This is a genomic window from Glycomyces buryatensis, from assembly GCF_004912275.1.
Lineage (GTDB): Bacteria > Actinomycetota > Actinomycetes > Mycobacteriales > Micromonosporaceae > Glycomyces > Glycomyces buryatensis.
This window is the reverse complement of record NZ_STGY01000008.1, coordinates 1-26,295: the sequence shown is the minus strand read 5'-3', so window position 1 is coordinate 26,295 and position 26,295 is coordinate 1. Positions and strand designations below refer to the sequence as shown.

The following is a 26,295-nucleotide window of genomic DNA, read 5'->3' as shown; positions in this document are numbered from 1 at the left end:
GGTCGGGTAGCTCCCGCAGCGTTACCGTGAGGCTGTCGGCCTCGCCCGCCCGGTGCGCCTCCGCGGCCTTCGCCAGCGGGTAGGCCGCGTGGACCCGCAAGGCCAGGTCCCCCTTGGCATGCAGGGCGAGTGCCTGGTCGAGTGCCGGTCGTGTGAACGCGTCTTCGGGGCTGCCGCCGGAGAAACGCGCACCGACGCCATGCGCGGTCTGCGGGTCGACCAGGCTCAGGACCCGTTCGCCACCTTCGGCGGCCGCGACCGCACCGGACAGCGACATCTCGCCGCCCACCAGGTCCAAGGCCGCGTCGATCCCCTTCGGCGAGACCACCTTCGTTCGCGCCGCCAAGTCTTCGTCCAGCGTGACCGCGGCGGCCCCAAGCGATTCGAGCTCGGCCCGGCGCGTGGCGCGGGCCGCCCCGATCACCTTGGCGCCGCGTGCCAGCGCGAACTGGACCGCGAACGTGCCGACCACCCCGGCCGCACCGGTGACGAGCAGCGTCTCACCGCGACCGAGCCGCAGCTCCTCCAAGGCCCGCAGGGCCGACTCGGCAGCGACCTGAATGCCGGCGGCCCGCTCCCAGTCCAGGTCGGACGGCTTGCGCGCCAGGCGGTTCACACTGGCCAGCGCGTGATCGGCGTAGGCGCGCTCTCCCGCGCCGAACACCTCGTCGCCGACCTTGAGCCCGGTCACGTCAGCGCCGAGGGCGTCGACCACTCCGGACAGTTCAATGCCCGGCACGTGCGGGAACTCGACGGGGAACATCGCCTCCATGTACCCGTGGCGGATCTTCCAGTCGAGCGGGTTGATCCCGGCGGCCTTGACCGCGATCCGCACCTGTCCCGGGCCGGGCTCGGGCACGTCGACGTCGGCGAGGTGGAGGACATCGGGACCGCCAAAGGCGTCGAACGCGATTGCTTCGGACATGGCTCTCATCTGCTCTCTGTTCTGCCCGGCCGGGAGCCGGGACTCATTCGGTTGGCCTCCAGCCTTGCGCCGCAACCGTCCCGACCCGGCTGGCCGTTCGACCAGTCCTACCTGTCCGAACGAATAGTCGCCCGCGGCCCCGCCCGGAATACAGTTGAGGGCATGGCGAGCATTGCGACAGCCCAGACCACCCCCACCATCGACACCCGGTGGGCGCTGAACGCCGCCCGGGCGATGGTCGAGACGCCGTTGTGCGACTGGTTTTCGACCCTGGCGCGCTCACTGTCGGACCTGATCGAACACCGAGCCGCCGCCTATCTGACCGGGTACTGTCCAGCCCTGCCACTCAAACTCGCCGGCGACCCTTCCATCGCCGAGGCGGTCACCAGTGTCGAAATTGCCGCCCTCGCCGGCCTCCCCACACCCGGCCGGCCCTGGCACGGACGGGCCGTCATGGGCGGCCGGGAGCGGCAGATCCTCGCCGTCGACGCCGCGGCTCCGGGCGCCGACGGCACGCTGCTGGTCCTCATCGATGTCGCCGAGACACCGCCAGGTGAGGAGATCCTCGCGATGGTGCAGGAGATCAGCGACCTCGGCAACGCCAACCTCTACCTGCGCACGCAGATCGAACCCCAGCCGAGCGCGGTCGTCCAGTCCCAGGTCACCGCCAGCGAACGCGGCCGAGTCGTGGACGAGCTCACCGATTCCCACACCGCCGCCCTCACCGGACTACTGCGCACGCTCCGCTCCAATAGCCTCGACGACGCCACGGCCCGCCGCACCGCGGTCGACCTCGCCGTCACCGCCCTTCTCGACCTGCGCAACTACGCCGAACGCGACCACGCCGTCAGCGAACAATCCGCCGACGCCGCCTTTGCCGAGGCGGCAGACGACCTGCGGACGCTCCTTCGCCACGGCCCGGTCCGTCTCGACCTGCGCCCGCCCGAATCCAACCGGCCGATCCCCACCGATACCGCGAACTTCGCCCGCTTCGCGGTGAGGTCCACAGTGCTGTCGATGCTGCGACAGGAAGCGCTGCAACGACTCCATGTCGGCTGGCAAGTCCGCGAGGACGCACTCGTCGTGGCGGTCCGCGACGACGGCCCGGGCACCTTGACGACCGACGCGCTGGCGGTGCACCGCATCGAGCAGCGGCTCCGCGGCATCGGCGGCGAACTCGTCATCGACGCGGTGCCGGGGTGGGGGACCACGGCGACGGTCTCCCTGCCGTTGGAGCCCACCGCGACCGTTGAGAGACACCCGCTGGCGGACCTGAATCCGCGCGAGCTGGAAGTCATGGATCACCTGAGCCGCGGCAGCCGCAACCGGGCGATCGCCGAGGACCTGCACATCAGCGAGTCGACGGTGAAGTTCCACGTAGCCGCTATTCTCCGCAAGCTCGGCGCGGCCAACCGGGGCGAGGCCGCGGCGATGGCCCGTGAGGCATAGCCGGGCGGCTCGTTCGGGGAGACCGCGCGCCACACCACCTTCTCGGTGCGAGGGCTCTACATCCACTCCAAGACGCTGACGCACATGAGCAGGTACACCGAGATGGTCGCAAGGAAGGCACGCGGCGCGCTGCGCGTGATCGCGTAGGAGCCGAGCGCGGCCAGCGGGGGCGCCGCCACCAGTACGGCGGCGGACGCCGTCAGGCACGGGGAATGGTAGTCCTGCTCGGCGGCTGCTTCCATCGCTACGCTGGTCAGGCTGAGCAGGGCCGGGACAATCGTGAGGCTGCCGATGGCGGCCGCTGCGAGCAGCCCCACTCGCAATTGCGGCGTGAGGTCCGGTTGTTCGTCGGTTGACCGGCGGCTCGCCGCACGTTGACCCGCGAGCGCTCCGAGTATGACGGCGGAGATCGTCCACATCGAGGTCCAAGAGCTGATCACGGACTTCTCGTCGCCGGCGTCGGAAGATCCGCAGAACGTGGTGTCCCAGTTGAACACTCCCATCCAGTGCGTCTGCAAGGGCTGCAGGAATGCGAGTGCGGCGGCAACTCCCACGGCCGTCAGGAGGCCGAGGATCCATTGGCGCCAGCCGATATCCATGGATCCGAGCCTAATGGGACCGTGCCTACCAGCCGAATTGGCGGACGGACAACGGTTCCGTCAGTGTTTCACGGTGGCGACGATCTTGCCGAATTGGGTTCCGGATTCCATGTGACGGTGAGCTTTTACGATCTCTTCGAAGTCGAAGACCCGGTCGATGACCGGACGGAGCGCGCCCGAGAGCAGGCCCGAGTTGAGGTAGGCCGCCGCACGCTTCATCCGGGTCGGGTCCCGGCTCACCTCGTGCATGGTGAAAGTGCGGAAATTCAGCGCGGGCATGCCGAGTTCGAAGCCGGGGAACGGTGTCGGCCGACCGCTGAGGGCCCCGTAGAGGAAGTGGGTCCCATTCGGGGCGACGGTCTTCGCCAGGTCGGTGACGCCCGGACCCGCGACTGCGTCGAAGACGAATCGGGCGCCTCGGCCCTCGGTCAGGGTGAGGACGCGCTCGGCGATGTCGTCGGTTTCGGTCACGATGACCGCGGCCGCGCCGGCCTCGCGGAGGCGATCGGCCTTCTCTTCAGTGCGGGTGAGGGCGATCGGGATGGCGCCGGAACGGACTGCGATCTGGATGACGGCCAGGCCGACGCTGCTGGAGGCGGCATTGAGGACGACCGTGTCGCCGGGCCGCATGCCGCCGACGTCGACCAGGGCTCCATAGGCGGTGAGGTATGACATCCAGGCCGCGGCGCCGGTCACCGGGTTGATGCCCGCGGGGCGGGGCACAAGCGCGGAGGTCGGGGCGATGACCCGTTCGGCGTACATGGAGTAGTCGTTCTGGGAAAAGGACGGCACGACGCTGACCGATTGGCCCGCAACGTAGTCGGTGACGCCGGGGCCGACGGCCTCGATGGTGCCCGAGGCCTCTGAGCCGAGGCCCGAGGGCAGTTGTCGAGGCGATTCGATGTAGGTGTCGTTGCGGAAGAGGGCTTCGGCGCGATTGATTCCGATCGCCTCGACTCGGAGACTGACCTCGCCGGGGCCGGGATCGCTGAGGGGGACTTCCTCGAAGGTCATCACCTCAGGTCCGCCGAGATCATGGAACCGCACCGTCTTCGCCATGGCATACCTCTCCAGTCGTGCGCCGAACCAATTGTGAGAGGTTCGATCCGCATCGAAGTTTGATGGTGATCGTACTATGATGGCTGTCGTACAATCGAGGACATGGGACGTACGCCACCACACCCCGATCCGGGCGAGTTCGACCTCCAGCGAGTGCTGGAGGCCATTGTGGACCCCGTGCGTCGGATCATTGTGGTGCAGCTCGATGCCTCGAGCGCGGACATCAAGTGTGGCGGCTTCGACATTTCGGTGAGCAAGTCGACCGCGACGCACCACTTCAAGGTGTTGCGCGAGGCCGGCCTGATCCGGCAGTACTACGTCGGGACGGCGAGGATGAACGCCTTGCGACGCAATGAGGTGGACCAGGTCTTTCCGGGATTGCTGGACGCGCTGGCGGTCTCGGCCGCGCGGGTCCCGGGAGAACTCAACGCTGACAGATGAGCGGCGGCCGCGACGCCCTTGGGCATCGCGGCCGCCGTGTTCGTTGGCTTGCGTTCTAGCGGTGGTGGTTCGAGTGTCGGCCGCCGGCGGCCAGCTCCCCGATGCCGCTGCCGTTCACCACGTCCTCCCAGTCCACGAACTTGAAGTTGGTGCTGGACTCGTCGCTGCCCTCGGGGGTGTTGTCGCCGTCCTGGACGACCAGCAGGCCGTCCTCGAAGTCGCCGAGTCCGGTACTGACCACATCGGCGCCGTCGCTCTGCTGCGTGGAGTCGGTCGCATCGCCATCGCCGACCGCGAACGACCCGAGGTACTCATTGCCCTCGTCAGTGGAGTAGACGGCGAAGGTGTCGTCGCCCTGGCTGGAGGCGAGCAGGAAGCTTTCGCTCTTGCCCTCGTAAATGGTCAGGCCCTCGACGTCGGTGTGGAGCACGTCGCCGCCGACGCCCGGGTTCTCGCCGTAGACGCAGTCATCCTCTTCGGGGTCGAACTCGCCGGGGAGGCCGAACTCGACTGCGGTGTCGACCAGCTCGGCCTCGCCGGTGAGGTCCGCGCCGACGCGCCAGATGCCGACGTCCTCCTGGCCGAGATAAGCGATGCCGGTCTCGTCGTCCACGACCATGCCCTCGAACTGCGCGTACTCGCCAGGGTCCGCGCACGGCGCCCACGAGGAGCCGTCGGGGAGGGTGAACTCGCCGGGCAGTTCCAGGACGCGGACCGTTTCGTAGCCGACGATTCCGTCCTCGCCGGCGACCAGCTTCAGCAGCGCCACTTGGGTTTCGGCATTGCGGCTCACCAGTGCGTAGGCGCCGGAGTCGTCGGCCCAGGTGGTCAGGCCGTACGCGGTGTGGGCCTCGTTGATGTCCTCCTGCGACTCGGAGAAGATCGGCACCGAGGCGGGATCGGACACGTCGGTCAGCTCCCCGGAATCGGGGTCGATCGTCCACAGCCCCAGCGTGTCCATGCCGCGGTCGGAGGCCACGGCCAGATCGATCGCCTCGCCGCCCAGTTCGAAGCCGGTGACGATGTCGACATTGTTGTAGCGACCGGGATTGTCCTCATCCGACGGCGCGGGACGCGGCTCAATGTGTTGGACGAGCTCGCCGTCGAGATCGTAGACATTCATGCCGGCTTCTTTGGCGGTCGTAATGACGAGGCTTTCGTCGTCGTCCTCCGGGTGAATCCAGATCGCCGGGTCGTCGGCGTCGGCATCGTCCGCGTCGAACAGCGGCGGGGTCTCGAGGGTGGCCGTGACCGCCTCGCCATCGTCCTGTGCCGGGGCGGCATGGTCGGCCAGGGCGGGAACGGCCGAAATGCCCGCGATGACGGCGACGCCGCCGAGTGCGGTCAGCGCAATGTGTCGTGGACGCAAGGTTCCTCCAGGAAGTCTCGTCTGCGAAGGGGGCGTCCTGATCATCGGGGAAGAGCTTGAACGGAAGATGAATCCCGTTCGACTTGCGGCTCAACGTGAACCGTTCTCACCGTGCTGCAGGACAGGGCGGGACACCCCGCCCCCGGTCTTCGACCGGTGCCGGAGGGACGACAACCCGCCAGGGTTCGAGCGTCCGTGAACCTCGGCGCCCACCACCACGGTGAGCACTGGAATCCTCTCCTTCCGGGGAGGAGCGGATGTCAAGCGACCTCCAAGACCTCCGCCGAATACCGGCCTGGACGCTGAGTGCCCGTCCCGCCACGCTAACGGGTGAAATCGCGGGAGATCCTCTGGACTTTTCCATGCCAAGTGAGGTCGACTGGTATCCGGCGGCGTCGCGCCGATGCACCCCGTGTCGGCACAGGCCGCGAGAAAGGACGATCATGACACCGAATGCGAAGGTGGGGCCTTCGAGTGTCGGCTTTGACGAGGTCTGGAGCGTGGAGCGAGTCAAATCGCTCGGCGTGATGACCAATGTCGAAACGGCCGCTCAGATCCTGGGGATCGGACGGACCGTGGCGTACCGACTGGCCAAGGACGGCGACTTCCCCGTCCAGGTCCTCCGAATCGGCCACAGCTACCGGGTCCCGGTACTGCGGCTGCTGGAACTGCTCGGCGCCGAATCCGAGCGGCCCGAATAGACGGCGGGAAAGACGAGGGGCCGGTGCCAATGGCACCGGCCCCTTACGCATTCCGCCGCTACTTCGCGGCGACGAGCTTGATGTCCGGTTCGAGGTAGATCTGCGTCACGGTCGGGACCGCGGCGCGGATGCGCTCCTCGGTCGCGTCGATCTCCGCGGCGATCTGCGCACCCGACTCGGAGTCCGTGACAGCGATCTTCGCGGCCAGAAGGATCTCGTCGGGGCCGATGTGCAGCGTCTTCATGTGGATGAGGTCGCCGTCCTCGGCGCGGATCGCGGCCTCGATCGCGGCGATGTCCTCCGCGCTGGCCGACTCGCCGATGAGCATCGAGCGGATCTCGGTGGCCAGCACGATCGCGATGCAGACCAGCAGGACACCGATGACGAGCGTGCCGAGGGCGTCGAAGATCGGGTCGTGGGTGATCATCGTCAGGCCCACGCCGAACAGTGCGGCGATCAGGCCGACGAGCGCGCCGATGTCCTCCAGCAGCACCACCGGCAGCTCCGGCGACTTGGCGCGACGGATGAACTGCACCCAGGTCTGCTTACCGCGGACCGCGTTCGACTCCTTGACCGCCGTGCGCAGCGAGAACGCCTCCAACACGATCGCGATCACCAGGACCACGATCGCGACCATCGGCGATGACACCTCGTGCGGGTCCAGCAGCTTGTGGTAGCCCTCGTACAGGGCGTACGCCCCGCCGACGCTGAAGAGCACGATCGAGACGATGAACGCGTAGATGTAGCGCTCGCGTCCGAAACCGAACGGGTGCGCCGCGTTGGCGGCCCGGCGGGACCGCTTCCCGCCGATCAGCAGGAGCACCTGGTTGGCCGCGTCGGCCACCGAGTGGACGCCCTCGGCCAGCATCGACGCCGAGCCGGTGATCCCGGCCGCGATGAACTTGCTGACCGCGATACCGGTGTTCGCGATCAGCGCCGCGACGATCGCCTTCGTGCCGCCTTCTGTTGACATGTGCTGCGTGTCCTCTCTCAGGGGTGGGTAACGCAGAACGAGTCTGGCATGGCCGCGCAAACGGCGCGACGACGACTCGACCGGACGTCGAGCGTGTCATGACTGTGAGATGCATTCGACATTTCGAACGTGTTGCGCGTGATGCTAATATCGACTCAGCGGCGACGCCCCAGGCCCACTGCTTTGCAGCGGGTATCTGGACAGGGCGACGGCACTGTGCACCGCCAAGGGACGAGCTCGACTCGGCCCGGCCACCGGCTCCGGAAGGGGCCTTGGCCCCTGCATGGACCGGCGCCCGCGACGCCACTGCGCGGACCGAGTGGTGGACCGGTTCCGGCATATGAAGACCCGCACCGGGGTCATGCCGAGAACCAACCGCTCACCAGGTTTTGAAAGGTCCGCCGCTCAATGAGCACCCTCGAACACCGCACCAATACTTCCGGCGCGTCCGCCACTCCTGCCTCCATCGCAGTCGAGACGGCACCCGAGCGCGCCACCCTCAAGCAGTGGCTCGCCGTCGCCGCCGTCTCGCTCGGCGTCTTCGTCGTCATGACCTCCGAGCTCATGCCCGTCGGCCTCCTCACCCCCATCAGCGCCGACCTCGGCGTCAGCGCCGGCACCGCCGGACTCATGGTCACCGTGCCCGGTCTCGTCGCCGCCGTCACCGCGCCGCTGAGCGTGGTCCTGTTCGGCCGCGTCGACCGCCGCCTCGTCCTCCTCGCCCTCGCGCTGCTCGTGGCCGCGGCGAATTGCGGCGCCGCCATGGTCGACAGCTTCGAGCCCATGCTCGCCGCCCGGGTCCTCGTCGGGCTCTCGATCGGCGCCTTCTGGTCCGTCGCCGGCGGCATCGCCCTGCGCCTCGTCCCGGCCCGGGACGTGCCGCGCGCGACGGCCGTCGTCTACGGCGGAATCGGCGCCGCCACCGTGCTCGGCGTGCCCGCCGGCACCTACCTCGGCGACCTGTTCGGCTGGCGGGCCGCGCTCGTCGTACTCGGCGGCCTGGCGCTCCTCGCCCTCGCCGCCATCGCGGTGCTCGTGCCGAAACTGCCGCCGACTCAGGCCGTCTCCTTCTCCGCGCTCCCCAAACTGGTGCGGGGCAACAAGGGCGTGCGCACCGGCCTGGCCCTGACGTTCCTCATCGTCTCCGGCCACTTCATCGCCTACACCTTCATCAGCCCGATCCTCCAGTCCAAGGGCATCGGCGAAAGCCAGGTCGGCGGGCTCCTGCTGGCCTTCGGCGCGGCCGCGCTCGTCGCGACGTTCGCGTCCGGTTCGCTCATCGGCAAGCACCTGCGGCCCACCCTGATCGGGCTCGCCACCGCGATGGTCCTGGCAATGGCCGCGATGGCGTTCCTCGTCGGCGACGCCTTCTCCGCCGGGGCCGTCCTGGTCCTGTGGGGCATCGGCTACGGCCTGGTCTCCCCGGCCGTCCAGACCTGGTACCTGAACGCGGCCCCCGGCGAGGCCGAGATCGCGACCTCGTTGAACACCATGATGTTCAACCTGTCGATCGCGTTCGGCTCGTTCGCCGGAGGCCTCGTCGTCGACGCGGGCGACCCGTCGGGCGTGCTGTGGATCGGCGCCCTGCTGTTGATTCCCGTCGCCCTGCTGGTGGCCGGCCGCCGGGGCCGCACGGTCGCGGCGACCGCCACCGCTTAAGCGCGGGACTCGGCCGCGGCCAGGCACGCGATCGACGCGAGCATGACCAGCGCTCCGGCCGCCGTGGCGACCGTCAGCGGCTCGCCGAGCAGCGACACCGCCAGAACCGCCGCCGTGGCCGGTTCCAGCAGCATCATCACCGCGGCGGTCGTCGCCCGCACCCTGGCCGTCCCCGCGAAATAGAACGGGTAGGCCAGCGCGGTGGTGAACACCGCCAGATAGCCGATCAGCAGTGCGACGTGCGCGAGCTGATCCGTCGGCGGAATCAGGCCCTCGAACGCGGCCGGGACGACCAGCACGGCCGCGCCGATCCCGAACGCCCACACCGTCAGCGTGAACGGGTCCTCGCCGGCCCCGCCCGCGTGGCGGCCCAGCAGCGTGAACACCGCATAGCCGGAGGCGGACAGCACGGAGAGCGCGACCCCCGCGGGGCTGGCGACCCCGGCTCCGTTGCCGACGACCAGGACGGTCAGTCCGACCAGGGCTCCCGCGATCGCCCCGGCCCCGCCGAGGCCGACGCGCTCACCGAGGAAGATCCGGCCGCCGATGGCGGTCAGGATCGGCCCCGATCCGAGCGTGACGATGGTGGCGACCGCGACGCCGGTCGATTCGACGGCGGCGAAGTAGGCCGTCTGGAACACCGCCATTGCGACGCCGATGCATCCCAGGACGACCACCCGTGGCAGGCCGCCCTTGGCCGCGGCTGCGGGGCGGCGACGTCGGGAGCGGAGGAAGGCGATGGCGACCAGTAGCAGCGCCATGCCGCCGAGGTGGCGCCAGAACGACAGGGCGATCGGGCCCATGTCGCTGGAGCGGTAGACGAGGTCGGAGACGGCGCCGGTGGTGCCCCAGGCCAGGCCGGTGACGGTCAGGAAGAGCAGGCCGCGGCGTGCGGCGGCCCTTTGGAGGGCGCGCGGGCGCGCCGAGGATTCGAGTGTGGTGGTCAAGTTGCGTTCCTCAGAAACACGAAGCGGAAAACGGCTCTCGTCTGCGGGCGCAACACGGACGCGCACCGGGCCTGGCCCGGCGCGTCAGCGAGAAGAAATGCCCGCCCTAGGCGACGGGCGGGGAGAGTTGACCACTGGAACGCATGGGGCAACCATACTGGCCGCGCGGCCGGTATGCCAGAGGCGGAACGCGGCGAAGTCGGGCCGGCGACGCCGTCTCGGGCCGGACGCCCGGCCACTTTTCGACACCGCCCCGCCGCGCCAGGCCCGCTCTCACTCGCCGGAACGGCGGTGGCCGCCGCAAGCCGGAAGTGCGACCATTGGGCATTCCGGCCAGTTCACGGGACAGACCTAGGGGGAGTGATGCGCCGATGACCATGTTCCTGGTGTTCGGGGGAGCCGTCCTGCTCGCCTGCATCGCACCCGGCCCCGACTTCGCGATGATGGTGCGCAACACCATGCTTGGCGGCCGGGCGACCGGGATGTGGACGGCCATCGGCATCGCCCTCGGCGTCAGCGTCTGGATCGTCGCCACCTCCGTCGGTCTGGCCGCGCTGCTGGCGGCCTCCGCGGTCGCGTTCACCGTCGTCAAGATCGCGGGCGCGGCCTACCTCGTCTACCTCGGCGTCCGCTCCATCCGGGGCGCCCTCAAGGATCGTCACAAGGCCGTCGAGGAGATCCTCCCCGACCAGGGCATGAGCAGATGGGCGGCGTTCCGCTCCGGCCTCCTGTGCAACGTGCTCAACCCCAAGGCCGCTGTGTTCTTCACGGCCCTCATGCCCCAGTTTCTGGGCGGCCACTGGACGCACATCGGCGAGCTCGCGATCCTGGGCACCGTAATCACCGGCCTGTGGTTCCTGCTGCTGGCCAACCTGATCGGACTGGCCCGCCGCTACCTCAACCGCCCCAAGGTCCGCGCCTGGATCAACGGCGCCACCGGTGCCGTCATGGTGGCCCTGGGGCTGCGGGTGGCCTCCACCTGAAGCCCGAAATCAGTTGGCGGAAACCGCATCCATAGACGACCATCGTTCGCATGAGCGAGTGGCAGTTGGATGCGGACATCGAGACCTACTACGAGCGCGGCGGCGAACGCGAGCGCCTCAAGGCCAAGGCGCGCGGGCGTTTCGAGTTCACGCGGATGCAGGACATCCTGCGCCGCGTCCTTCCCGGCGACGGCGTCGACGTGCTCGACGTCGGCGGCGCGACCGGCGTCCACTCCGAATGGCTGGCCGCCGACGGCCACGCCGTGACCCTCCTCGACCCCGTCGAAAGCCAGGTCGCCGAGGCCGCGAAGCTTCCCGGCGTCACCGCGCTGGTGGGCGACGCCCGCGAGCTCCCGTTCGAGGACGACAGCTTCGACGCCGTCCTGCTCATGGGTCCCCTCTACCACCTGATGGAGGCCGAGCAGCGGGTTCGCGCGCTGGCGGAGGCGAAGCGCTGCACCAGAAGCGGCGGGGTCGTCGCGGCGGCGACGATCAACCGCACGGCCGGATGGTGCGACTGGCTGATGTGGAACTCGGAGAAGACCATCCACACCCTGTCCGCCGAGGAGAGCCTCCGCGTCCTTCGGGAGGGCGACCTGCGCTACCACGACCAGGACATCTTCACCACCGCCTACCTGCACCACCCCGGTGAGGTCGCCGACGAGTTCGCCAAGGCGGGCATGGGGTCCCACACCCAGTACGCGGTCCAGGGCTTCCCCGGCTATATTCCCCAGCTCGAGGCGCTCATCGACATCGATGAGCTCCGCGACCAGCTCATGGACGGACTGCGCATCATCGAGACCGAGCCTTCACTGCTCGGGGCCAGCAACCACCTGCTGACGGTCGCCGCGGTTTCCGATTGACAGGGTGCGAGCGGTGAGATCGCGGGCGGGTAGAGGTCCTTCCCGTCCGCCCCGCTAATCGGTGATGCAGTAGGTGATGCCCGCCGGGTCCTCCATGACCTGCCAGCGTTCGAAGCGGCCCTTGGGGTTGGCGCCTAGGAGCCGGTGCTGCTCGGACACCGCGTCGATGTCGGTCGCGGTGAGGTCGAGGTGGGACCTGACCGGGTCGTGGGGCGCGGGGTCCGCCAGGAGCTGGAAGATGATCCTCACCGGCAGGTCCACCGGTCGATCGAGGTGCAGGAATTCGGGCCCGTAACCGGGTTTCAGGGCCCAGTCGGTGAGCGTGGACCAGAAGTGGGTTTCGGATTCGTAGCGGTCCGGCGGGATGTCCACGCAGTAGGTGTCGACTCGGCTGCCGGCGCCGCCGGGCCAGGTTCGGGCCGCGGGGATGCGGGATTCGCCCTTGTAGGTATCGAGGCAGAGCGGCAGGCCGCCGGGGGAGCGGAGGACGATCAGGCCCGGTTCCCGGTGGAGGACGTTGGCGCCCAAGGCGACCGCTCGGGCCGCATCGAGTTCGACGTCGTCCACGTGCAGGTCGAGGTGGTTGCCGCCCGGGCCCGACTGGACGCGCTGGACCCGTAGGTGCGCGTCGCCGTCCGGCGGGACCAGGGTGGCGAATTCGCCGTCCGGTCCCCGGCGCGGTGACAGGGTCGTGCCGCTCGCCTGGAGCCAGAAGTCGATGCCGGCCTCGAAGCCGGCTGATGGAAAGTCCCAGAACGCCGTCACCCATCGCGCTGCCATAGTCCGGAGTGTATCCACGTGGCATGGAACGAAACCATTGATTTCGGTGCGGCCTGCGCTTATGCTTCGGGAGTTCTCCGATCCCCCCAAGTCCCCACCTTGAAGGAGAATCCCCTTGGGACGCACGACGTTCACCGTGACGGCTCTTAATACACTTTTCGCCCCCGCGGTCATCGGCCGCCGCGGGCGCGTCGATTCCTCAATCGACAAGATCGTCGCCTCCGCGGAGAGGGCCACCGGCGGTTCGGCCGATGACCACCGCGACCTCATCGAGGGCTACCGGATCCTGCTGGGCAGCTATGCCAACGGGCGGTACGTCTCGTTCGTCGGCTGGTCGGCGATCCTCATGGACATCGAGCGGCGCATCACCAACCGGATGCGCGTGGCCCGCACCATCGCCGAGCGTCCCGAGATCGAACGCGAGGTCATCCGGGAGCCCATCGTCGTGACGGGACTGCCGCGCACCGCGACCACCTTGGCGCACAACCTGCTCGCCGGTCCCGCCGCCAACCGGGCGCCGCTGCTGTGGGAGCTGCTCACCACCCTCCCCGGCGATGCCGACGAGGCCGCGAAGGAGGCGGGCATCGCCGACGCCAAGAAGTTCACCGACGGCCTGGAGCAGGCCGTCCCGACCTTCCCCGACATCCACAAGATGGCCCCGGAACTGCCCGAGGAGTGCATCTTCCTGATGCCGTTCCACAGTCTGCTGTGGAATCTGTGCGGCCCGCTGCACGAGTTCAGGGAGTGGTGCGAGGGGCGCGACTACAGCGACGACTACCGCTATCTCAAGCAGACGCTGCAGATCCTCCAGCACAAGTCCGAGTCCCGGCGCTGGGTCCTCAAGAGCCCCGGCCACCTGTGGTCACTGCGGGCCCTGATCGACGCGTTCCCGGACGCGAGGGTGGTGTGGACCCACCGCGACCCGGTGACCGTCATGGGCTCGTTCTGCTCGCTCATGGAGGCGAGCTGGTCGGTCTACCAGCGCCGTTACGACCCGGCCCAGATCGGCGCACTCAGCTTGGCGATGCTGACCGAGAGCATCGCGGACGCCCGCGAGATCCGGTTGACGCTGCGTCAGGAGAACCTCATCGACGTCGGCTACCCGCACCTGGCCGGGGACCCGGCCATGCAGGTGCCGCGCCTGTTCGACCGGCTCGGACTCCCTTGGGGGCAGGCCGAGGCCGACAACCTCCAGTACCTGATCGACCTGCCGACCAAGCGGCGCAAGCACGAGTACACGCTCTCGCGGTACGGCCTGAGCCAGGCCGAGGTCGAAGAGGCCTTCGGCGATTACCCCAGTCTCGTCAACAACCTGCCGGCGCTCGCCAAGCGCCACTGACGCTCTCGTTACTGGAAGCATTGATTTCGGAAGGATGCGCGAATATGCTTCGTGCATTCTCCGATCTCCTCGATTGGCCTGTCGCCCAACAATAGGAGTGCCCGCGTGGGACACGCGACCCTCACCGTGAAGACCATCAACAACCTGTTCGCGCCCGCCGTACTCGGCCGCCGCCGCAAGGTCGACGCGGCGATCGACAAGATGGTCCGGGCCGCCGAACGGATCACCGGTGACTCGGCCGACCGGCACCGGGAGTACATAGAGGAGTGTCGTTTCGCCCTGACCTGCTACGCGAACGAGCAGAACGTCTCGTTCCTGGGTTGGACGGCGATCTTCAGCGACGTGCAGCGGCGCATCACCAATCGGATGCGGGTCGCGCGCGCCATCGCCGATCGCCCGCAGATCGAGGACGAGCCCATCGTGGCCCCCATCGTCGTCACCGGGCTGCCGCGCACCGCGACCACCTTGGCGCACAACCTCATCTCGGGGCCCGAGGGCAATCGGGCGCCGCTGCTGTGGGAGCTGTTCAACACCGTACCCGGGGACGCCGACGAGGCCGTCAAGCGGCGCTGCATCGCGGAGGCCCAGAAGGTCGTCAAGAGTCTGGACCGGGCCATCCCGGTGTTCCCCGACATCCACAAGATGGACGCGCTGCTCCCCGAGGAGTGCGTCTTCCTGCTGCCGTTCCACAGCTTCCTGTGGCACGTCACCGGCCCGCTGCACGAGTACCGCCGGTGGGCCGCCGAGCGGGACTACACCGAGGACTACCGCTATTTCAAGCAGGCGCTGCAGATCCTCCAGTACGGACAGGAACGCAAGCGCTGGGTCCTCAAGAGTCCCTGCCACCTGTGGTCGCTCGAAACCCTGGTCAAGACCTTCCCGGACGTCAAGGTGGTGTGGACGCACCGCGACCCGGTGTCGGTCATGGGCTCCTACTGTTCGCTCATCGAGGTCGGCTGGTCGATCTACCAGCGCCGCTTCGACCCGCACGAGCTCGGCGAGACCTGCCTGTCGATGCTCACCGAGGCCATCGGCGGGGCCCGCGAGGCCCGGGTGCGGCTGCGACAGGAGAACGTCGTCGACGTCGGCTACCCGCACCTGGCCGGGGACTCCGCCAACCAGGTGCCGCGCCTGTTCGACCGGCTCGACCTCCCCTGGGGGAGGCCCGAAGCCGAGAACCTGCAGTACCTGATCGACCTGCCGACGCAGCGGCGCAAGCACGAGTACACGCTCTCGCGGTACGGCCTCACTCAGGCCGGAATCGAGCGGGCCTTCGGCGATTACCCAGGCCTGGTCAACAACCTGCCCGCCATCGCCAGACGCCGCCGGTAACGCCGCTCCGGGGCATCGCGGGGCGGTCCGGGGCTTCCCCCGGCACCGATTCCGGTGCGAGACTGGGTCATGCGCTGGATGCGGGCCTGGATCGTGAGCGGCTTCGTCCTGGCCGCCGTCGCGGCCGCCCTCGCGGGTGGCCTGCTCGGCGGCCGGGACGGTGCCGACCGCTCGGGCGAGGCCGACCAGGCCGACCAGGCGGAGGCGGCCCCGTCCGCCGTTCCCGATCTGACCGCCACCGCCGAGATCCGGCGCTCCTTCAGCGAACCGGGCGTCGTGTCCATCGCCGTCACCAATCACGGCGACGCCCCGGTCCGGGTCCTCGGCGTCGACCTCGTCAGCGAGTCGTTCGCGCCGTTGGGGATCCAGGAGACCGACGCGAATGTGCCGCCGAGCGTCAATCCCCGGGATCTGATGATCGACTACGGCGAGGCCCGGTGCCCCGACGGGCTCGACTCGACCACGGCGCCCTCCCAGGTCGTGCTCGATGTCGAGACCGAGGACGGCGCCCCGCACCGCGTCACCGCGCCGCTGCCCCACCCGAACGGCACGCTCGACCGGCTGCTGCGGGAGGCCTGCGGTGCCGCCCTGGTGGCGGCGTCGGTCAGCGTCGAACTGGGGGAGTTGCAGGAGGAACCGGACGGGACGCTCGCCGCCGACCTCACCGTGACCCCCGGGCCCGGCGTCGACGTCGCGGCCGACGAGGTGCGCGGCAGCGTGCTGTTCGAGGTCGTCGCCGCGGACCTGAGCGGACCGGTCGTCAGGGTCGGCTTCGACGCCCACCGCTGCGAGGGCCACGCGGTGGGGGACGCCAAGCAGCCCTTCGCCTTCAAAATCTGGCTGTCCATTGACGGCTCCGACCCGCTGCCCGCGCCCATTCCGGTGAGCGATGAGCAGCGGCAACGGCTCCTCGACATGCTCGACTCCCGGTGTGGCCACGCCGGCGACTGAAATTGGATGAGGCGGAGCATCCGACCCGGCAGTAGGCTTGGGGATGTGGGTGAGCATGCGGATACTTCAGGTAACGAGGCGCACCAGCTCCGGACGCGTCTGGTCGGCAAGCTGCGCATCGGCGGCGCGATCAAGACCGAGGCGGTCCAGGACGCCATGCTCGCCGTGCCCCGGCACCGCTTCCTCCCCGAGGCCCCGCTGCGCATCGCGTACGCCGACGACGTCTATGTGACCAAGCGCGACAGCGAGGGCGATCCGGTGTCGTCGGCCTCGCAACCCGCGATCGTCGCCGAGATGCTCGAACAGCTCGACGTCCGGCCCGGACACCGGGTCCTGGAGATCGGAGCCGGGACCGGGTACAACGCCGCGCTGCTCGACACCCTGGTGGGCCCGGAAGGGTCCGTCACCACCGTCGACCTCGACCCCGACATCGTCGCGCGGGCCCGCCGGGCCCTCGACTCGGTCGGTTGCGAACGCGTGCGCACCATCGTGGGCGACGGCGAACTGGGTTACGCCGAGGCCGCTCCCTACGACCGGATCATCGTGACGGTCGGCGCGTGGGACCTGCCTCCGGCCTGGTGGGATCAGCTGGCCGAGGGCGGGCGATTGGTTGCGCCGCTACAGATCCGCAGTTCGGAGCACTCGATCGCGTTCGACTATCGGGGCGGGGTCATGCGCAGCCACTCCATTGTGTGCTGCGGCTTCCTGCCGATGCGCGGGCTGGGGCGCCATCGCGGGCAGACCGTGGAGCTGTCGCAGACGCGGGCGATCAACTTCCATGCCGATCGGGAGGTCGAGGCGGGCGGCGTGCGCGGCGCGCTCGACAGCCGGGGCTCCACGGTGTGGACGGGGGTCCGGATCTCGCCCGGGGCGGACGTCTCGCAGCTGTCGCTGTGGCTGGCCTGCGCGTTCCCCGGATACGGGCGGATGAGCGCGCCGTTCGGCGACCACGGGGCGCTGCGGCTGTTGATGCGGTGGGCGAATCCGGCGGTGGTGAGCGGTCCGGATCTGGCGTACGTGGCGTGCCGCCGGGTCGGCGGCGGCACCGAGGTCGGGGTGCGCGGGCACGGCCCGGGCGGGGAGGCGCTGGCGAAACAGGTGGCCGAGCAGGTCGCGGTGTGGGACCGGGAATGCCGGGATGGCGTCCGGCTCCAGATCTCGGCCTATCGGGCCGGGGTGGGGCCGACGGTGGAGGGACGCTTCGTGGTCGCGAAGCGGCACAGCCGACTGGCGATCCGGGTCGCGTCGTAAGGCGAGAGTCGTTGTGCGGCCGGGCGTGTCGCACGGGGGCACCCCCGTTCTCAACGATGCCGTGTGGTTGCGACATTCGGGAGTGGGTTCGCAGCCGTGCCGGTCATTGCGGCCGGCCGCCTCTCGTGCGAGCCGTGCCGGATACCAGTCGCGGGGCGCGTACGGCGATTCCGTTGGGTCCTTGCTGAAGTATTCGTTCGAAGCGGGCAGCGCCAGCAGGATGATGATCAGCAGTGAGCCGACACTGAAAAGGAGGACCGAAATCCAGTCGATCACGTTCAGCCAAGCGGGTATCGCGTCTCGGAACGACTCGGTATCTGATTCAGTGCCACTGGCCATTATCGTGAACCGGCTGATCCAGTTGATCAGGCCGCCGAGCCCGCAGCAGAGCAGGCCGATGCCCGAGAGGACCCAGCTGCGGATCCGTCCAGTCCGCGACCCCCTCAAGTTGGACAACCCGAGGGCGAGATAGAAGCCCGCGGCAAGCAGGTTGATGACGGCTTGGGTGATGAACACGAGCAGCAGCAGGTCACGAAGGCGGTCGGCGGCCATGCCCGATGCGGGGGACTCGGGATCGATCACCATCCCGCTGATGATCTCCTCTTCGAGCACGGCCTTGACCGCGAATCCGGTGGCGGCCGTGACCACCAGGATGAGCGCGGTGAGCAGCTGAGTCCATGCCGCCACCGTGACGGCGGGAGGGCGTGGTCGTGATGGGGGCTTATTGGGCAGCATGGGATCTCCAAGGGGGCTGTCTCGTTAGGAGCAATCCTACGGTTGGAGATCGCCTTGCGGGGTTCCGTCAGGACGGGGTCGTCGGCGGGGCCGTGCTCGCGCGGATCACCGGTTCGGCCTCGCACACGATGCGGCCGCCCGAATCCTCGGCCGTGATCCTGCGGATCGCCTCCTCGACCAGCTCTCGCACCGGTTGGCGAACGGTCGTGAGCGGCGGCATCGCGGTCTTCGCGTCGGGGATGTCGTCGAAGCCGGTGATCGACACGTCCTCGGGGACCTTGAGCCCCAGGCGGTTCGCCGCCGCCAGTCCGCCCAGCGCCCCCTTGTCCGAGGCGAACGCCACCGCCGTCGGGCGTTCTTCCAGCGCCATCAACTCGGTCATCGCCTCGTGCGAGCCGGTCCGGCTGAACCCGCCCTCCCGGCACCACTCCGGTCGCACCGCCAGCCCCGCATCGGCCATGGCCGCCCGGAACCCCTCCAGGCGCTCCTGCGCCGGCAGCGAGAGCGGATTGCCGCTCACCACCGCGATATCCCGATGCCCCAATGAGATCAGATGCTCGATGAGCCGGTACTGCGAGTGGTGATTGCTCAGGTGCACCGTCGTCACCGGCGGATCGAGCCGCACGGCCGGATCGATCACCACACACGGGATCGCCGCGTCCGTCAGGTAATCCACCTGCGCCCGCGTCAGGTCCACCAGGATGCCGAGCACCCCGCACGCCCCGCGCGCCGCGACCTGGTCGAGCCAGCGCCGCGGCGGCACCGGCGTCGGCAGCTCGGTCTGCACCGTGCTCACCACGATGTTCAGGCCCTGCGCGGCCGCCGCACGCTCGACCTCGGTGAGTATCGTCGCCGCCCACGCCGAGTCGAGTTCGTGGATGACGACGTCGAGCAGCGCCGAACCCACCTTCGCGTCCCTCGTCCGCGACGGCTCCAGCGGGTAGGCGTGCCTCGCCAGGGCCTCGCGCACGCGGGCGCGGGTGGCGGCGGCGACGTCGGCGCGGCCGTTGATCACCTTGGAGACGGTGGAGACCGAGACGCCGACCTCGCGCGCGATGATCGCCAGCTTCACCGGCGAACGCACGTGTCCGGTCACCGCGGCCCCCTTTTGTCGTCTCCCGCTCGCCTAGATTAGTCGCCCCTCGGACCGACCGGCTATGGTGCATCGATGCGAACGCGCCGATAAGGCCGCCGCGGTTCACGCCGAGTGACCGTCCCGTTCGCACCAGTCGCAGTGGACGCACCGATGTATTAATGGTCCGGGCCCCGTCCCCCTCGCCCACTCGCACTGCCCCCGAGAAAGGAATTCCCCGATGTCCGATCCCACGTTCAAGCAGCGGATGCGCTATTGGTTCGACAACACCATGTCGAAAGGCACCAAAGCGCTCATCGGGTGGCTGACGGTAATCACATTGGCTCTCACCGCTATCGGCGCGCTGCTGCTGATCTTCGTGGATGAGAATTCCGAGGGAATCGGTTCCAACCTGTGGATGGCATTCATCCACATCCTGGACGCGGGCACCATCACCGGCGACTCCGAAGTGGGCCTTCCGTTCATGGTGGTCATGTTCGCCACCACCATTGGCGGCCTCGTGATCCTCTCCTCGCTCGTCGGTGTGCTCACCACCGGTCTGGATGCGAAACTCGAGGACCTGCGAAAGGGCCGCTCACTCGTAGTCGAGAAGGACCACACCGTAATTCTCGGATGGTCGGATCAGGTGTTCATCATCATATCGGAATTGGTGGAGGCCAACGAAAGCGAGAAGGACGCCTGCATCGCGGTCCTGGCCGATCGCGACAAGGTCGAAATGGAAGACGACATCCGCACCAAGATCGACGACCTCAAGTCGACGCGCGTGGTCTTCCGCACCGGCGATCCGGCCGATCCGATCGACGTCGCGATCGTCAACCCGCAGCAGGCGAAGAGCATCATCGTCCTGACGTCCGACGAGGACCAGGACGCGCAGCTGATCCGCAGTCTGCTCGCCGTCACCCAGGGCGGGGAGCGCACCGACCTGCGCTGCCACGTCGTCGGCGCGGTCTCCGAGAGCCGCAACCTTCCGGCGGCGCGGCTCGCGGGGGGCCGCCTCGCCCAGGTGGTCGACGCCAATGACCTGATGGCGCGCTTGATGGTTCAGACCTGCCGCCAGTCCGGGCTGTCGGTCGTCTACACCGACCTGCTCGACTTCGGCGGCGACGAGATCTACATGGTCGAGGAGCCGGCGCTGGTGGGCCGCCCGGTCGGGCAGGCCATGCACTCCTACCGGACGTCGGCGCTGATGGGGGTGCTGTCCCGGGAGGGCGCCTGCATCATCAACCCGCCGTCGAACACCGTGGTCAACCCCGGCGACAAGCTCATCCTGCTCGCCGCCGACGACTCCACGATCGTCCTCGACTCCGCGCGTCCGGCGATCGAAGAGAGCGCCATCGTCGCCCGCGGTGATGCCGGGAACCGCTCGGAGCGGACGCTGATCCTCGGTTGGAACGCCCGCTCCAGCATGATCCTGGAGCAGCTGGATCAGTACGTCGCGCCGGGCTCGATCACCGATGTGGTCACCGACCACCCCGAAGCGTCCGACGCGATCCGCCGGATCGGGCCGACGATGCGGGTGCAGGGCCTGAACTTCAAGCAGGACGACACGACCGACCGGCGGTTGCTGGAGTCGTTGAAGCCGGGGACGTACAACCACATCATCGCGCTGTGCTCCGACGACGTGCCCGCGAAGATCGCCGACTCGAAGACGCTGGTGACGCTCCTGCACCTGCGGGACATGGCCCAGCGCGGCGGCACCCGCTTCAAGGTCGTCTCCGAGATGGCCGACGACCGCAACCGGACGCTGGCGCAGGTCACCCAGGCTGACGACTTCATCGTCAGCGACAAGCTGATCAGCCTGCTGCTGACCCAGACCGCCGAGAACCCGCACCTGTCGCAGGTGTTCGCGCAGTTGTTCAGTCCCGACGGCTCGGAGATCTACCTCAAGCCCAGCGAGTATTACGTGCGGCCGGGCGCGGTGGTCAACTTCTACACCGTCGCCGAGAGCGCGCGGCGGCGCGGTGAAATGGCGATCGGCTACCGGCGCGTGGCCGAGGCGCAGCAGGCGCCGACCTACGGCGTGGTCCTCAATCCCGACAAGGCCCAGCAGATCATGTTGCAGCAGGGCGACCGCGTGATCGTGCTCGCCGAGGACTGAGTCGGCGCGACGCGGGCCCCACCCGGACCGAGCCGGACCCGCGGACGCCGGGTCCCGGATTCCGGCGGCGCCGGGCGGCATTGCGGACAGGGGACTACGACCATGGTCGTAGTCCCCGTTCAGCCGTTGTGCCGATGTCGATGTCGCACCGGGCGGGTAGCGTCGTCCGCATCCCGCAGACACCCAGCGGGACCGTCCAGCAAGGAACTCCAATGTCGGAAACCGCTCCACCACCCGAAGCGCCGGTGAAGGCGCCGATCTCCCGATTGTGGGTCTACGCCCGCCACCACTGGCGCCTGCTGCTCATCGGCGGCATCCTGTCCTTCGCCGGCGGCCTCACCGGCCTGATCCAGCCGCTCATCGCGATGGACGTCATCGACACCCTGTCGTCGGACGAGTCGCTGGCCCGTCCGCTGATGCTGCTCGCCGCGGTCGTCCTCGTCGGCGGCGCGCTGAGCGCCTTCGGCCCCTACCTGATGCAGATCGCCGGGCAGGACGTCGTCCTGACCGTGCGCAAGCACCTCATCGGGCGGCTGGTCCGCCTGGAGGTGTCCGAGGTCGACCGGCTCAAGCCCGGCGACCTCGTCTCTCGACTCAGCTCCGACACGAACCTGCTGCGGACCGTCGCCAGCACCACCGTCATCGGCGGTGTCACCGACGGCTTCATGATCATCGGCGGCATCGCCCTGATGGCCTGGCTCGACCTGGTCCTGTTCGGCACCACCATGGCGATGGTCGTGATGGTGACGGTCATGATGCTGGTCATCATGCCGCGCATCCAGAACGCCACCGTCGATTCGCAGAAGGCGTTGGGGGACATGAGTTCCCTGCTGGAGCGGATCTTCTCCTCCTTCCGCACCGTCAAGGCCTCCAGCGCCGAAGCGCACGAGATCGCCCGGCTCGAGGGCGCCGCGACGGTCGCCCGCGACCGCGGCGTCACCGCGTCCCTGTGGGAGGGCCTGGCCGGGGTCGCCGCCTGGCTGCCGATCAACGTCGCCTTCCTGATGGTGCTCGGCGTCGGCGGCGCCCGCGTCGCCGACGGCACCATGGACGTCAGCACCCTCGTCGGCTTCCTGCTGCTCCTGTTCTACCTGATGGGCCCGGTCAACGGCCTGGTCGCATCGCTCTCGCAGCTCCAGACCGGCCTGGCCGCGGTGCAGCGGGTCGAGGACGTGGCGGTTCTCGACGCCGAGAAGCCCGCCGAGGCCACGCTCGTCCCCACGGGCAGCGGCCCCGCCCGGGTCACGTTCGAGGACGTGACGTTCCGCTACGCCGAGGACCTCCCGTACGTCCACCACGGCGTCACCTTCACCTCCGCCGGACGGGGCCTGACCGCGTTCGTCGGTCCCTCGGGCGCGGGCAAGACGACGGTGTTCTCGCTGATCGAACGGTTCTATCCGATCACCGGCGGTTCCGTGACCGTCGACGGCCGCGAAGTCCGCGAATGGCCGCTGACCGAGCTGCGCGGCATGATCGGCTACGTCGAGCAGGACGCGCCGGTCCTGGACGGGACGCTGCGCGAGAACCTGGTGATGGCCGCGCCCGACGCGAGGGACGAGGACATCGAGACGGTCCTCAAGCAGGCCAGGCTGACCGAGCTGGTCGGCAAGCTCCCCGACGGCCTCGAATCGGCGATCGGCTACCGGGGCACCACGCTCTCGGGCGGCGAGCGCCAGCGCGTGGCGATCGCGCGGGCCCTGCTGCGCAAGCCCAGGCTGCTGCTGCTGGACGAGGCCACATCGCAACTCGACGCGACGAACGAGGCCGCGCTCAAGCAGGTCATGCTCGATGCGGCGGAGCAGACCAACGTTCTGGTCGTGGCGCACCGGTTGTCGACGGTGACCAGCGCCGACCAGATCGTGGTGATGGACGCCGGGAAGGTGCGAGCGGTCGGCACCCACGAGGAACTCGTGGAGATCGACGAGCTCTACCGGGACCTGGCCACCTCCCAACTCCTCGCCGCCGAGTAAGGACGCCAAGGAAAGTCCGAGCCGCCGAGGTGCGGCTCAGATAGGTGGTCGCCGATCGGGGAGGTCCGCAGGTTCGGCCCAATCTGCGATCACCCATCGAGGGGTCGTCATGCGAGAGCATGGCGGCCCCTTCGACGTGCGGCGCAACGCCACCCATCCGTAGATATTTAGGACGTCGAAAGTTTCGATACTTGACCGCCGGGCGATATTGCGCCAAGATACGGTAAGTAAGCGGTTCCACGTGCTTATCGAGGCCATACAAGGAGGTATTGCCCGTGCGAGTACCCTCATTTGTGTCCGTGGGTAGAAACCGGTTCCATCGCGATTCAGGACCCCTCCTGAGTCCGGTGCGTGTCTGCCGCATGCCGGCACCGGCCCCGACGGGATGAGCTGGAAGGCCGTCCTCCCGGTGACCGTACCGATGGTCGTGGTGGTGCAAGCCGGGGTGGCTGCCACCGCCGGGAGGGCGGCCTTCCGCAGTGCCCCGTCCAGTGCCACAGTTGCGCGGGCGGACCCGCGCGGAGCGCATCCCCGCTCCGCCCCGGACCACCGCGCTCGGCGTTCCCGCACCGCGCCGAGCCGCCGTCCCGATCCGAACCCCAAACCCCTTTAGGAAAGAAGGAAGCAATGAACGGCAACACCAGTGGAATGCGGCGCCGCACCCTCGCCATGGCCGGGATCGCCGGGGCCGCCGCCGTCCCGCTCCTGGCCGCCTGCGGCAGCGACGACGGCGAGTCCGGCGACTCCGGCCCCGTCAAGCTCAAGCTCTGGAGCGACAAGGCCGGCATGGAGGAGGCCGTCGCGGCCTTCAACGAGGCCCACGACGTCGACGACATCCAGATCGAATACGTCGAAGTGCCCGCCGACGACATGGTCAACCAGGTGAACCAGGCCGTCGAGGCCGGCGACCCGGACGGGTCGCCCGACCTGTTCCACGCCGGGAATCGCAAGGGCGGCGAACTGCTCGCCCAGCAGCAGATCCTCGACATCGGCTCGATGCTCGAGCCCCACGCCGAACTGCTCGACCCCTCGGCGATCACGGCCATGTCGATCGGCGACATCGTCTACGCCGTCCCGAACATGCGCAATGCCAACTTCGTCATGGTGTGGCAACCCGCCTTCGAGGAAGCGGGGCTCGCGGTGCCGACGAGCTGGGAAGAGGTCATCGAGACCGGCAAGGAGCTGAAGAAGGACGGCCGCTACATCTTCAACTTCGCCGGAGAGGACCCCTCGACCTGGATGTACATGGCCTGGCAGGCCGGGGCCCGCTGGTATCAGGTCGAGGGCGATGCCTGGAAGATCTCCATCGACTCCGAGGAGAGCGCCTACACCGCCGACATCATCCAGCAGCTGTTCGACAACGACCTGGTCGAGAAGATCTCCTACGCCGACTACGCCGCCATGATGCAGGAGTACGACCAGGGCAATATCGTGCTGCGCCAGACCTCCACCTGGCAGCTCGCCGGCCACCAGGCCAATATGGACGCCACCCTGGGGCAGTGGGCGCTGGCCCCCAACCTCGGGGTGATGGGCGGCGAGCCGATCTCGGCCGCCGACACCGAGGGCCTGATGGTGGGCGCGCTGTCGGAGCACGCGGAGCGGGCCGTGGAGGCCGCCGTCTGGCTGAACACCGACGAGAAGTCGGTGACCATCATGGCCTCGCCGGTCGACGGATCCGGCTGGTACCCGGCCGTGGCCGACACCGAGCCCTACCTGGAGGCCGTGGTGCCCGCCGACCTGCTCGGCGAGAACGCCGCCGACGCGGTCGAGGTGATCTTGGGCGCCGGGACGTTCGCCGACGACTGGATCTACGGCCCGAACTCGACCTCGATGTACGAGGAGCTGGCCGACCAGTGGGGCAAGGCCATGGCCGGTGAGCTGAAGTTCGCCGACATCGCCCCGCACATGCAGGAGTGGACCGTGAACGATCTGAAGGAACGCGGCATCGACGTCGTCGAATAACGCTGCTCGGCGAGTGCGGCCCGGGGAACCCTCCCCGGGCCGCACTCTGCGACGGAGGGCCGAGGAGGACCGTTCGGGTGGTCTGCCGGAGCGGGGTGGCGCTTGCCTTGATGTTCGGGCGTGCAGCGACGGAGGGACGGGGAGGGTCGGCCGGGGTGCGTTGCCGGAGCCGGGTCTGCCAGGGCCGGGCCGGGGTGCGCTGGGGCGGGGCTGGTGGGAGGTGCGGGCGGGGCCGGTGGTCTTCACCGTCCGGCTTCCCGCGCTGGCGCGGCGGGGACTGGTGGGTTCCGCCGTCCAGCTTCCCGCGCGGCCGGTGCCGGTGGCCCGGGCCGCCCGAACTGCCCTGAGGCCGGTGCCTGTGCTGGTGGTGTTCGTCGCTGGGCTGCTCGTGCGGCGCCCTCGGTAGGGGCCCGCGCATGGCGTAGTCAAGGCCTGGTCGTTCATGTCGTTGTCACCTCCTTCCGGTTGCTGCCGTTGGTGCCGTGGGTGCCTCGTCGTATCGGCGGGGCGTGCGCTACCCAGGTGCCCGGTGCTCCCGGTGCCCGTGGTCTCTGCCCCGGGGCCTCTGTCCCGTACCCGTCTGGTGTGCAGGCAGGCTCCGCTTGGGAGGCCCCACCTGTCCTTGGTCTGGCACGCTCCGCGGGTATGTCCGTGGAGGGCGCCTCTCGCATGCAGGTCCGGCACGCTCCGCGGGTCATTCCTTGGAGGGCATGCCTCGCCTGTAGGCCAGGCACCGCTCACCGCCCCCTGTCACTGACAGGACGCTGCTTCGCTGCTATGCCTGGTAGCGCATGACTCCCGCTATGGTCGGCGTTG

The 26,295-nt window shown here is 68.8% G+C and carries 22 protein-coding genes; 14 read left to right on the top strand and 8 right to left on the bottom strand.

The genetic code is table 11. The features are described 5' to 3' along the window. Positions 1-925, bottom strand: a 925-nt coding sequence (locus tag FAB82_RS03155; RefSeq protein WP_211116345.1) for an NADP-dependent oxidoreductase, incomplete at its 3' end; no start/stop codon positions are given. 162 nt (positions 926-1,087) lie between these two features. Here FAB82_RS03155 and FAB82_RS03150 point away from each other — a divergent pair. Then, positions 1,088-2,374, top strand: coding sequence for a helix-turn-helix transcriptional regulator (locus FAB82_RS03150; RefSeq protein WP_136533095.1), 1,287 nt, complete (start codon positions 1,088-1,090; stop codon positions 2,372-2,374). Positions 2,375-2,430: 56 nt separating this feature from the next. Here FAB82_RS03150 and FAB82_RS03145 read toward each other — a convergent pair whose 3' ends face one another. Beyond that, entirely contained in the window at positions 2,431-2,973 is a 543-nt protein-coding gene (locus FAB82_RS03145; protein ID WP_136533094.1) for a hypothetical protein, read from the bottom strand. Positions 2,974-3,033: 60 nt separating this feature from the next. Beyond that, positions 3,034-4,032 carry a zinc-dependent alcohol dehydrogenase family protein gene (locus tag FAB82_RS03140; RefSeq protein WP_136533093.1) on the bottom strand — a complete coding sequence of 333 codons (999 nt, stop codon included), beginning with the start codon at positions 4,030-4,032 and terminating at the stop codon, positions 3,034-3,036. Between the two features lie 102 nt (positions 4,033-4,134). Between FAB82_RS03140 and FAB82_RS03135 the strand changes: the two genes are divergently transcribed. Further along, positions 4,135-4,473, top strand: coding sequence for an ArsR/SmtB family transcription factor (locus FAB82_RS03135; protein ID WP_136533092.1), 339 nt, complete (start codon positions 4,135-4,137; stop codon positions 4,471-4,473). 55 nt (positions 4,474-4,528) lie between these two features. Here FAB82_RS03135 and FAB82_RS03130 read toward each other — a convergent pair whose 3' ends face one another. Further along, a complete protein-coding gene (locus FAB82_RS03130; RefSeq protein WP_211116344.1) occupies positions 4,529-5,842 on the bottom strand; it encodes a phytase in 1,314 nt (437 codons plus the stop codon). Between the two features lie 443 nt (positions 5,843-6,285). Between FAB82_RS03130 and FAB82_RS03125 the strand changes: the two genes are divergently transcribed. Then, positions 6,286-6,543, top strand: a complete 258-nt coding sequence (locus FAB82_RS03125; protein ID WP_136533090.1) for a helix-turn-helix domain-containing protein — start codon at positions 6,286-6,288, stop codon at positions 6,541-6,543. 58 nt (positions 6,544-6,601) lie between these two features. On the opposite strand, the gene FAB82_RS03120 is transcribed toward FAB82_RS03125, so the two are convergent. After that, a complete protein-coding gene (locus FAB82_RS03120) occupies positions 6,602-7,516 on the bottom strand; it encodes a cation diffusion facilitator family transporter (RefSeq protein WP_136533089.1) in 915 nt (304 codons plus the stop codon). A gap of 408 nt (positions 7,517-7,924) precedes the next feature. On the opposite strand from FAB82_RS03120, the gene FAB82_RS03115 reads away from it, so the two are divergent. Continuing rightward, positions 7,925-9,175, top strand: a complete 1,251-nt coding sequence (locus tag FAB82_RS03115) for an MFS transporter (RefSeq protein WP_136533088.1) — start codon at positions 7,925-7,927, stop codon at positions 9,173-9,175. Here FAB82_RS03115 and FAB82_RS03110 read toward each other — a convergent pair. After that, on the bottom strand, positions 9,172-10,122 hold the full coding sequence (locus FAB82_RS03110; protein WP_136533087.1) for a DMT family transporter: 951 nt from the start codon (positions 10,120-10,122) through the stop codon (positions 9,172-9,174). The two genes, FAB82_RS03115 and FAB82_RS03110, sit on opposite strands and share 4 nt — an antisense overlap. 371 nt (positions 10,123-10,493) lie before the next feature. Between FAB82_RS03110 and FAB82_RS03105 the strand changes: the two genes are divergently transcribed. Further along, positions 10,494-11,105 (top strand): LysE family translocator, encoded by a 612-nt coding sequence (locus FAB82_RS03105; protein WP_136533086.1) that lies wholly within the window; start codon positions 10,494-10,496, stop codon positions 11,103-11,105. Positions 11,106-11,155: 50 nt separating this feature from the next. Further along, a complete protein-coding gene (locus FAB82_RS03100) occupies positions 11,156-11,968 on the top strand; it encodes a class I SAM-dependent methyltransferase (RefSeq protein ID WP_136533085.1) in 813 nt (270 codons plus the stop codon). 54 nt (positions 11,969-12,022) lie between these two features. Here FAB82_RS03100 and FAB82_RS03095 read toward each other — a convergent pair whose 3' ends face one another. Next, entirely contained in the window at positions 12,023-12,748 is a 726-nt protein-coding gene (locus FAB82_RS03095; RefSeq protein WP_136533084.1) for a VOC family protein, read from the bottom strand. A gap of 115 nt (positions 12,749-12,863) precedes the next feature. On the opposite strand from FAB82_RS03095, the gene FAB82_RS03090 reads away from it, so the two are divergent. The 5 genes from FAB82_RS03090 (at position 12,864) to FAB82_RS28305 (ending at position 18,294) form a co-directional block, all read left to right on the top strand. Next, a complete protein-coding gene (locus FAB82_RS03090; protein WP_136533083.1) occupies positions 12,864-14,087 on the top strand; it encodes a sulfotransferase family protein in 1,224 nt (407 codons plus the stop codon). Between the two features lie 105 nt (positions 14,088-14,192). Then, positions 14,193-15,419 carry a sulfotransferase family protein gene (locus FAB82_RS03085; protein ID WP_136533082.1) on the top strand — a complete coding sequence of 409 codons (1,227 nt, stop codon included), beginning with the start codon at positions 14,193-14,195 and terminating at the stop codon, positions 15,417-15,419. Between the two features lie 54 nt (positions 15,420-15,473). Continuing rightward, positions 15,474-16,370 (top strand): hypothetical protein, encoded by an 897-nt coding sequence (locus FAB82_RS03080; protein ID WP_136533081.1) that lies wholly within the window; start codon positions 15,474-15,476, stop codon positions 16,368-16,370. 45 nt (positions 16,371-16,415) lie between these two features. Next, the gene (gene fxlM, locus FAB82_RS03075; protein WP_168801393.1) at positions 16,416-17,621 is read left to right on the top strand and encodes a methyltransferase, FxLD system; all 1,206 of its coding nucleotides are present in this window, start codon (positions 16,416-16,418) and stop codon (positions 17,619-17,621) included. A gap of 550 nt (positions 17,622-18,171) precedes the next feature. Then, positions 18,172-18,294 carry a hypothetical protein gene (locus FAB82_RS28305; RefSeq protein WP_281276842.1) on the top strand — a complete coding sequence of 41 codons (123 nt, stop codon included), beginning with the start codon at positions 18,172-18,174 and terminating at the stop codon, positions 18,292-18,294. A gap of 129 nt (positions 18,295-18,423) precedes the next feature. On the opposite strand, the gene FAB82_RS03070 is transcribed toward FAB82_RS28305, so the two are convergent. Continuing rightward, complete coding sequence (locus FAB82_RS03070; RefSeq protein ID WP_136533079.1) at positions 18,424-19,452, bottom strand: LacI family DNA-binding transcriptional regulator; 1,029 nt, start codon at positions 19,450-19,452, stop codon at positions 18,424-18,426. Between the two features lie 217 nt (positions 19,453-19,669). Between FAB82_RS03070 and FAB82_RS03065 the strand changes: the two genes are divergently transcribed. The 3 genes from FAB82_RS03065 to FAB82_RS03055 all read left to right on the top strand — a co-directional run bounded on the left by FAB82_RS03065 (position 19,670) and on the right by FAB82_RS03055 (position 25,479). Then, positions 19,670-21,547, top strand: a complete 1,878-nt coding sequence (locus tag FAB82_RS03065) for a CASTOR/POLLUX-related putative ion channel (RefSeq protein WP_136533078.1) — start codon at positions 19,670-19,672, stop codon at positions 21,545-21,547. Positions 21,548-21,759: 212 nt separating this feature from the next. Next, a complete protein-coding gene (locus FAB82_RS03060; protein WP_136533077.1) occupies positions 21,760-23,517 on the top strand; it encodes an ABC transporter ATP-binding protein in 1,758 nt (585 codons plus the stop codon). A gap of 627 nt (positions 23,518-24,144) precedes the next feature. After that, positions 24,145-25,479 carry an ABC transporter substrate-binding protein gene (locus FAB82_RS03055; RefSeq protein ID WP_136533076.1) on the top strand — a complete coding sequence of 445 codons (1,335 nt, stop codon included), beginning with the start codon at positions 24,145-24,147 and terminating at the stop codon, positions 25,477-25,479. The last annotated feature ends 816 nt before the right edge of the window (positions 25,480-26,295 follow it).

Bases quoted from the DNA above. Each gene is read 5' to 3' on its own strand.
- FAB82_RS03065 (WP_136533078.1), top strand. From the start codon at position 19,670: ATGTCCGATCCCACGTTCAAGCAGCGGATGCGCTATTGGTTCGACAAC.
- FAB82_RS03140 (WP_136533093.1), bottom strand. From the start codon at position 4,032: ATGGCGAAGACGGTGCGGTTCCATGATCTCGGCGGACCTGAGGTGATG.
- FAB82_RS03095 (WP_136533084.1), bottom strand. From the start codon at position 12,748: ATGGCAGCGCGATGGGTGACGGCGTTCTGGGACTTTCCATCAGCCGGC.
- FAB82_RS03125 (WP_136533090.1), top strand. From the start codon at position 6,286: ATGACACCGAATGCGAAGGTGGGGCCTTCGAGTGTCGGCTTTGACGAG.
- FAB82_RS03100 (WP_136533085.1), top strand. From the start codon at position 11,156: ATGAGCGAGTGGCAGTTGGATGCGGACATCGAGACCTACTACGAGCGC.
- FAB82_RS03060 (WP_136533077.1), top strand. From the start codon at position 21,760: ATGTCGGAAACCGCTCCACCACCCGAAGCGCCGGTGAAGGCGCCGATC.
- FAB82_RS03150 (WP_136533095.1), top strand. From the start codon at position 1,088: ATGGCGAGCATTGCGACAGCCCAGACCACCCCCACCATCGACACCCGG.
- FAB82_RS03135 (WP_136533092.1), top strand. From the start codon at position 4,135: ATGGGACGTACGCCACCACACCCCGATCCGGGCGAGTTCGACCTCCAG.
- FAB82_RS03105 (WP_136533086.1), top strand. From the start codon at position 10,494: ATGACCATGTTCCTGGTGTTCGGGGGAGCCGTCCTGCTCGCCTGCATC.
- FAB82_RS28305 (WP_281276842.1), top strand. From the start codon at position 18,172: ATGCCCGATGCGGGGGACTCGGGATCGATCACCATCCCGCTGATGATC.
- FAB82_RS03120 (WP_136533089.1), bottom strand. From the start codon at position 7,516: ATGTCAACAGAAGGCGGCACGAAGGCGATCGTCGCGGCGCTGATCGCG.
- FAB82_RS03145 (WP_136533094.1), bottom strand. From the start codon at position 2,973: ATGGATATCGGCTGGCGCCAATGGATCCTCGGCCTCCTGACGGCCGTG.
- FAB82_RS03055 (WP_136533076.1), top strand. From the start codon at position 24,145: ATGAACGGCAACACCAGTGGAATGCGGCGCCGCACCCTCGCCATGGCC.
- FAB82_RS03115 (WP_136533088.1), top strand. From the start codon at position 7,925: ATGAGCACCCTCGAACACCGCACCAATACTTCCGGCGCGTCCGCCACT.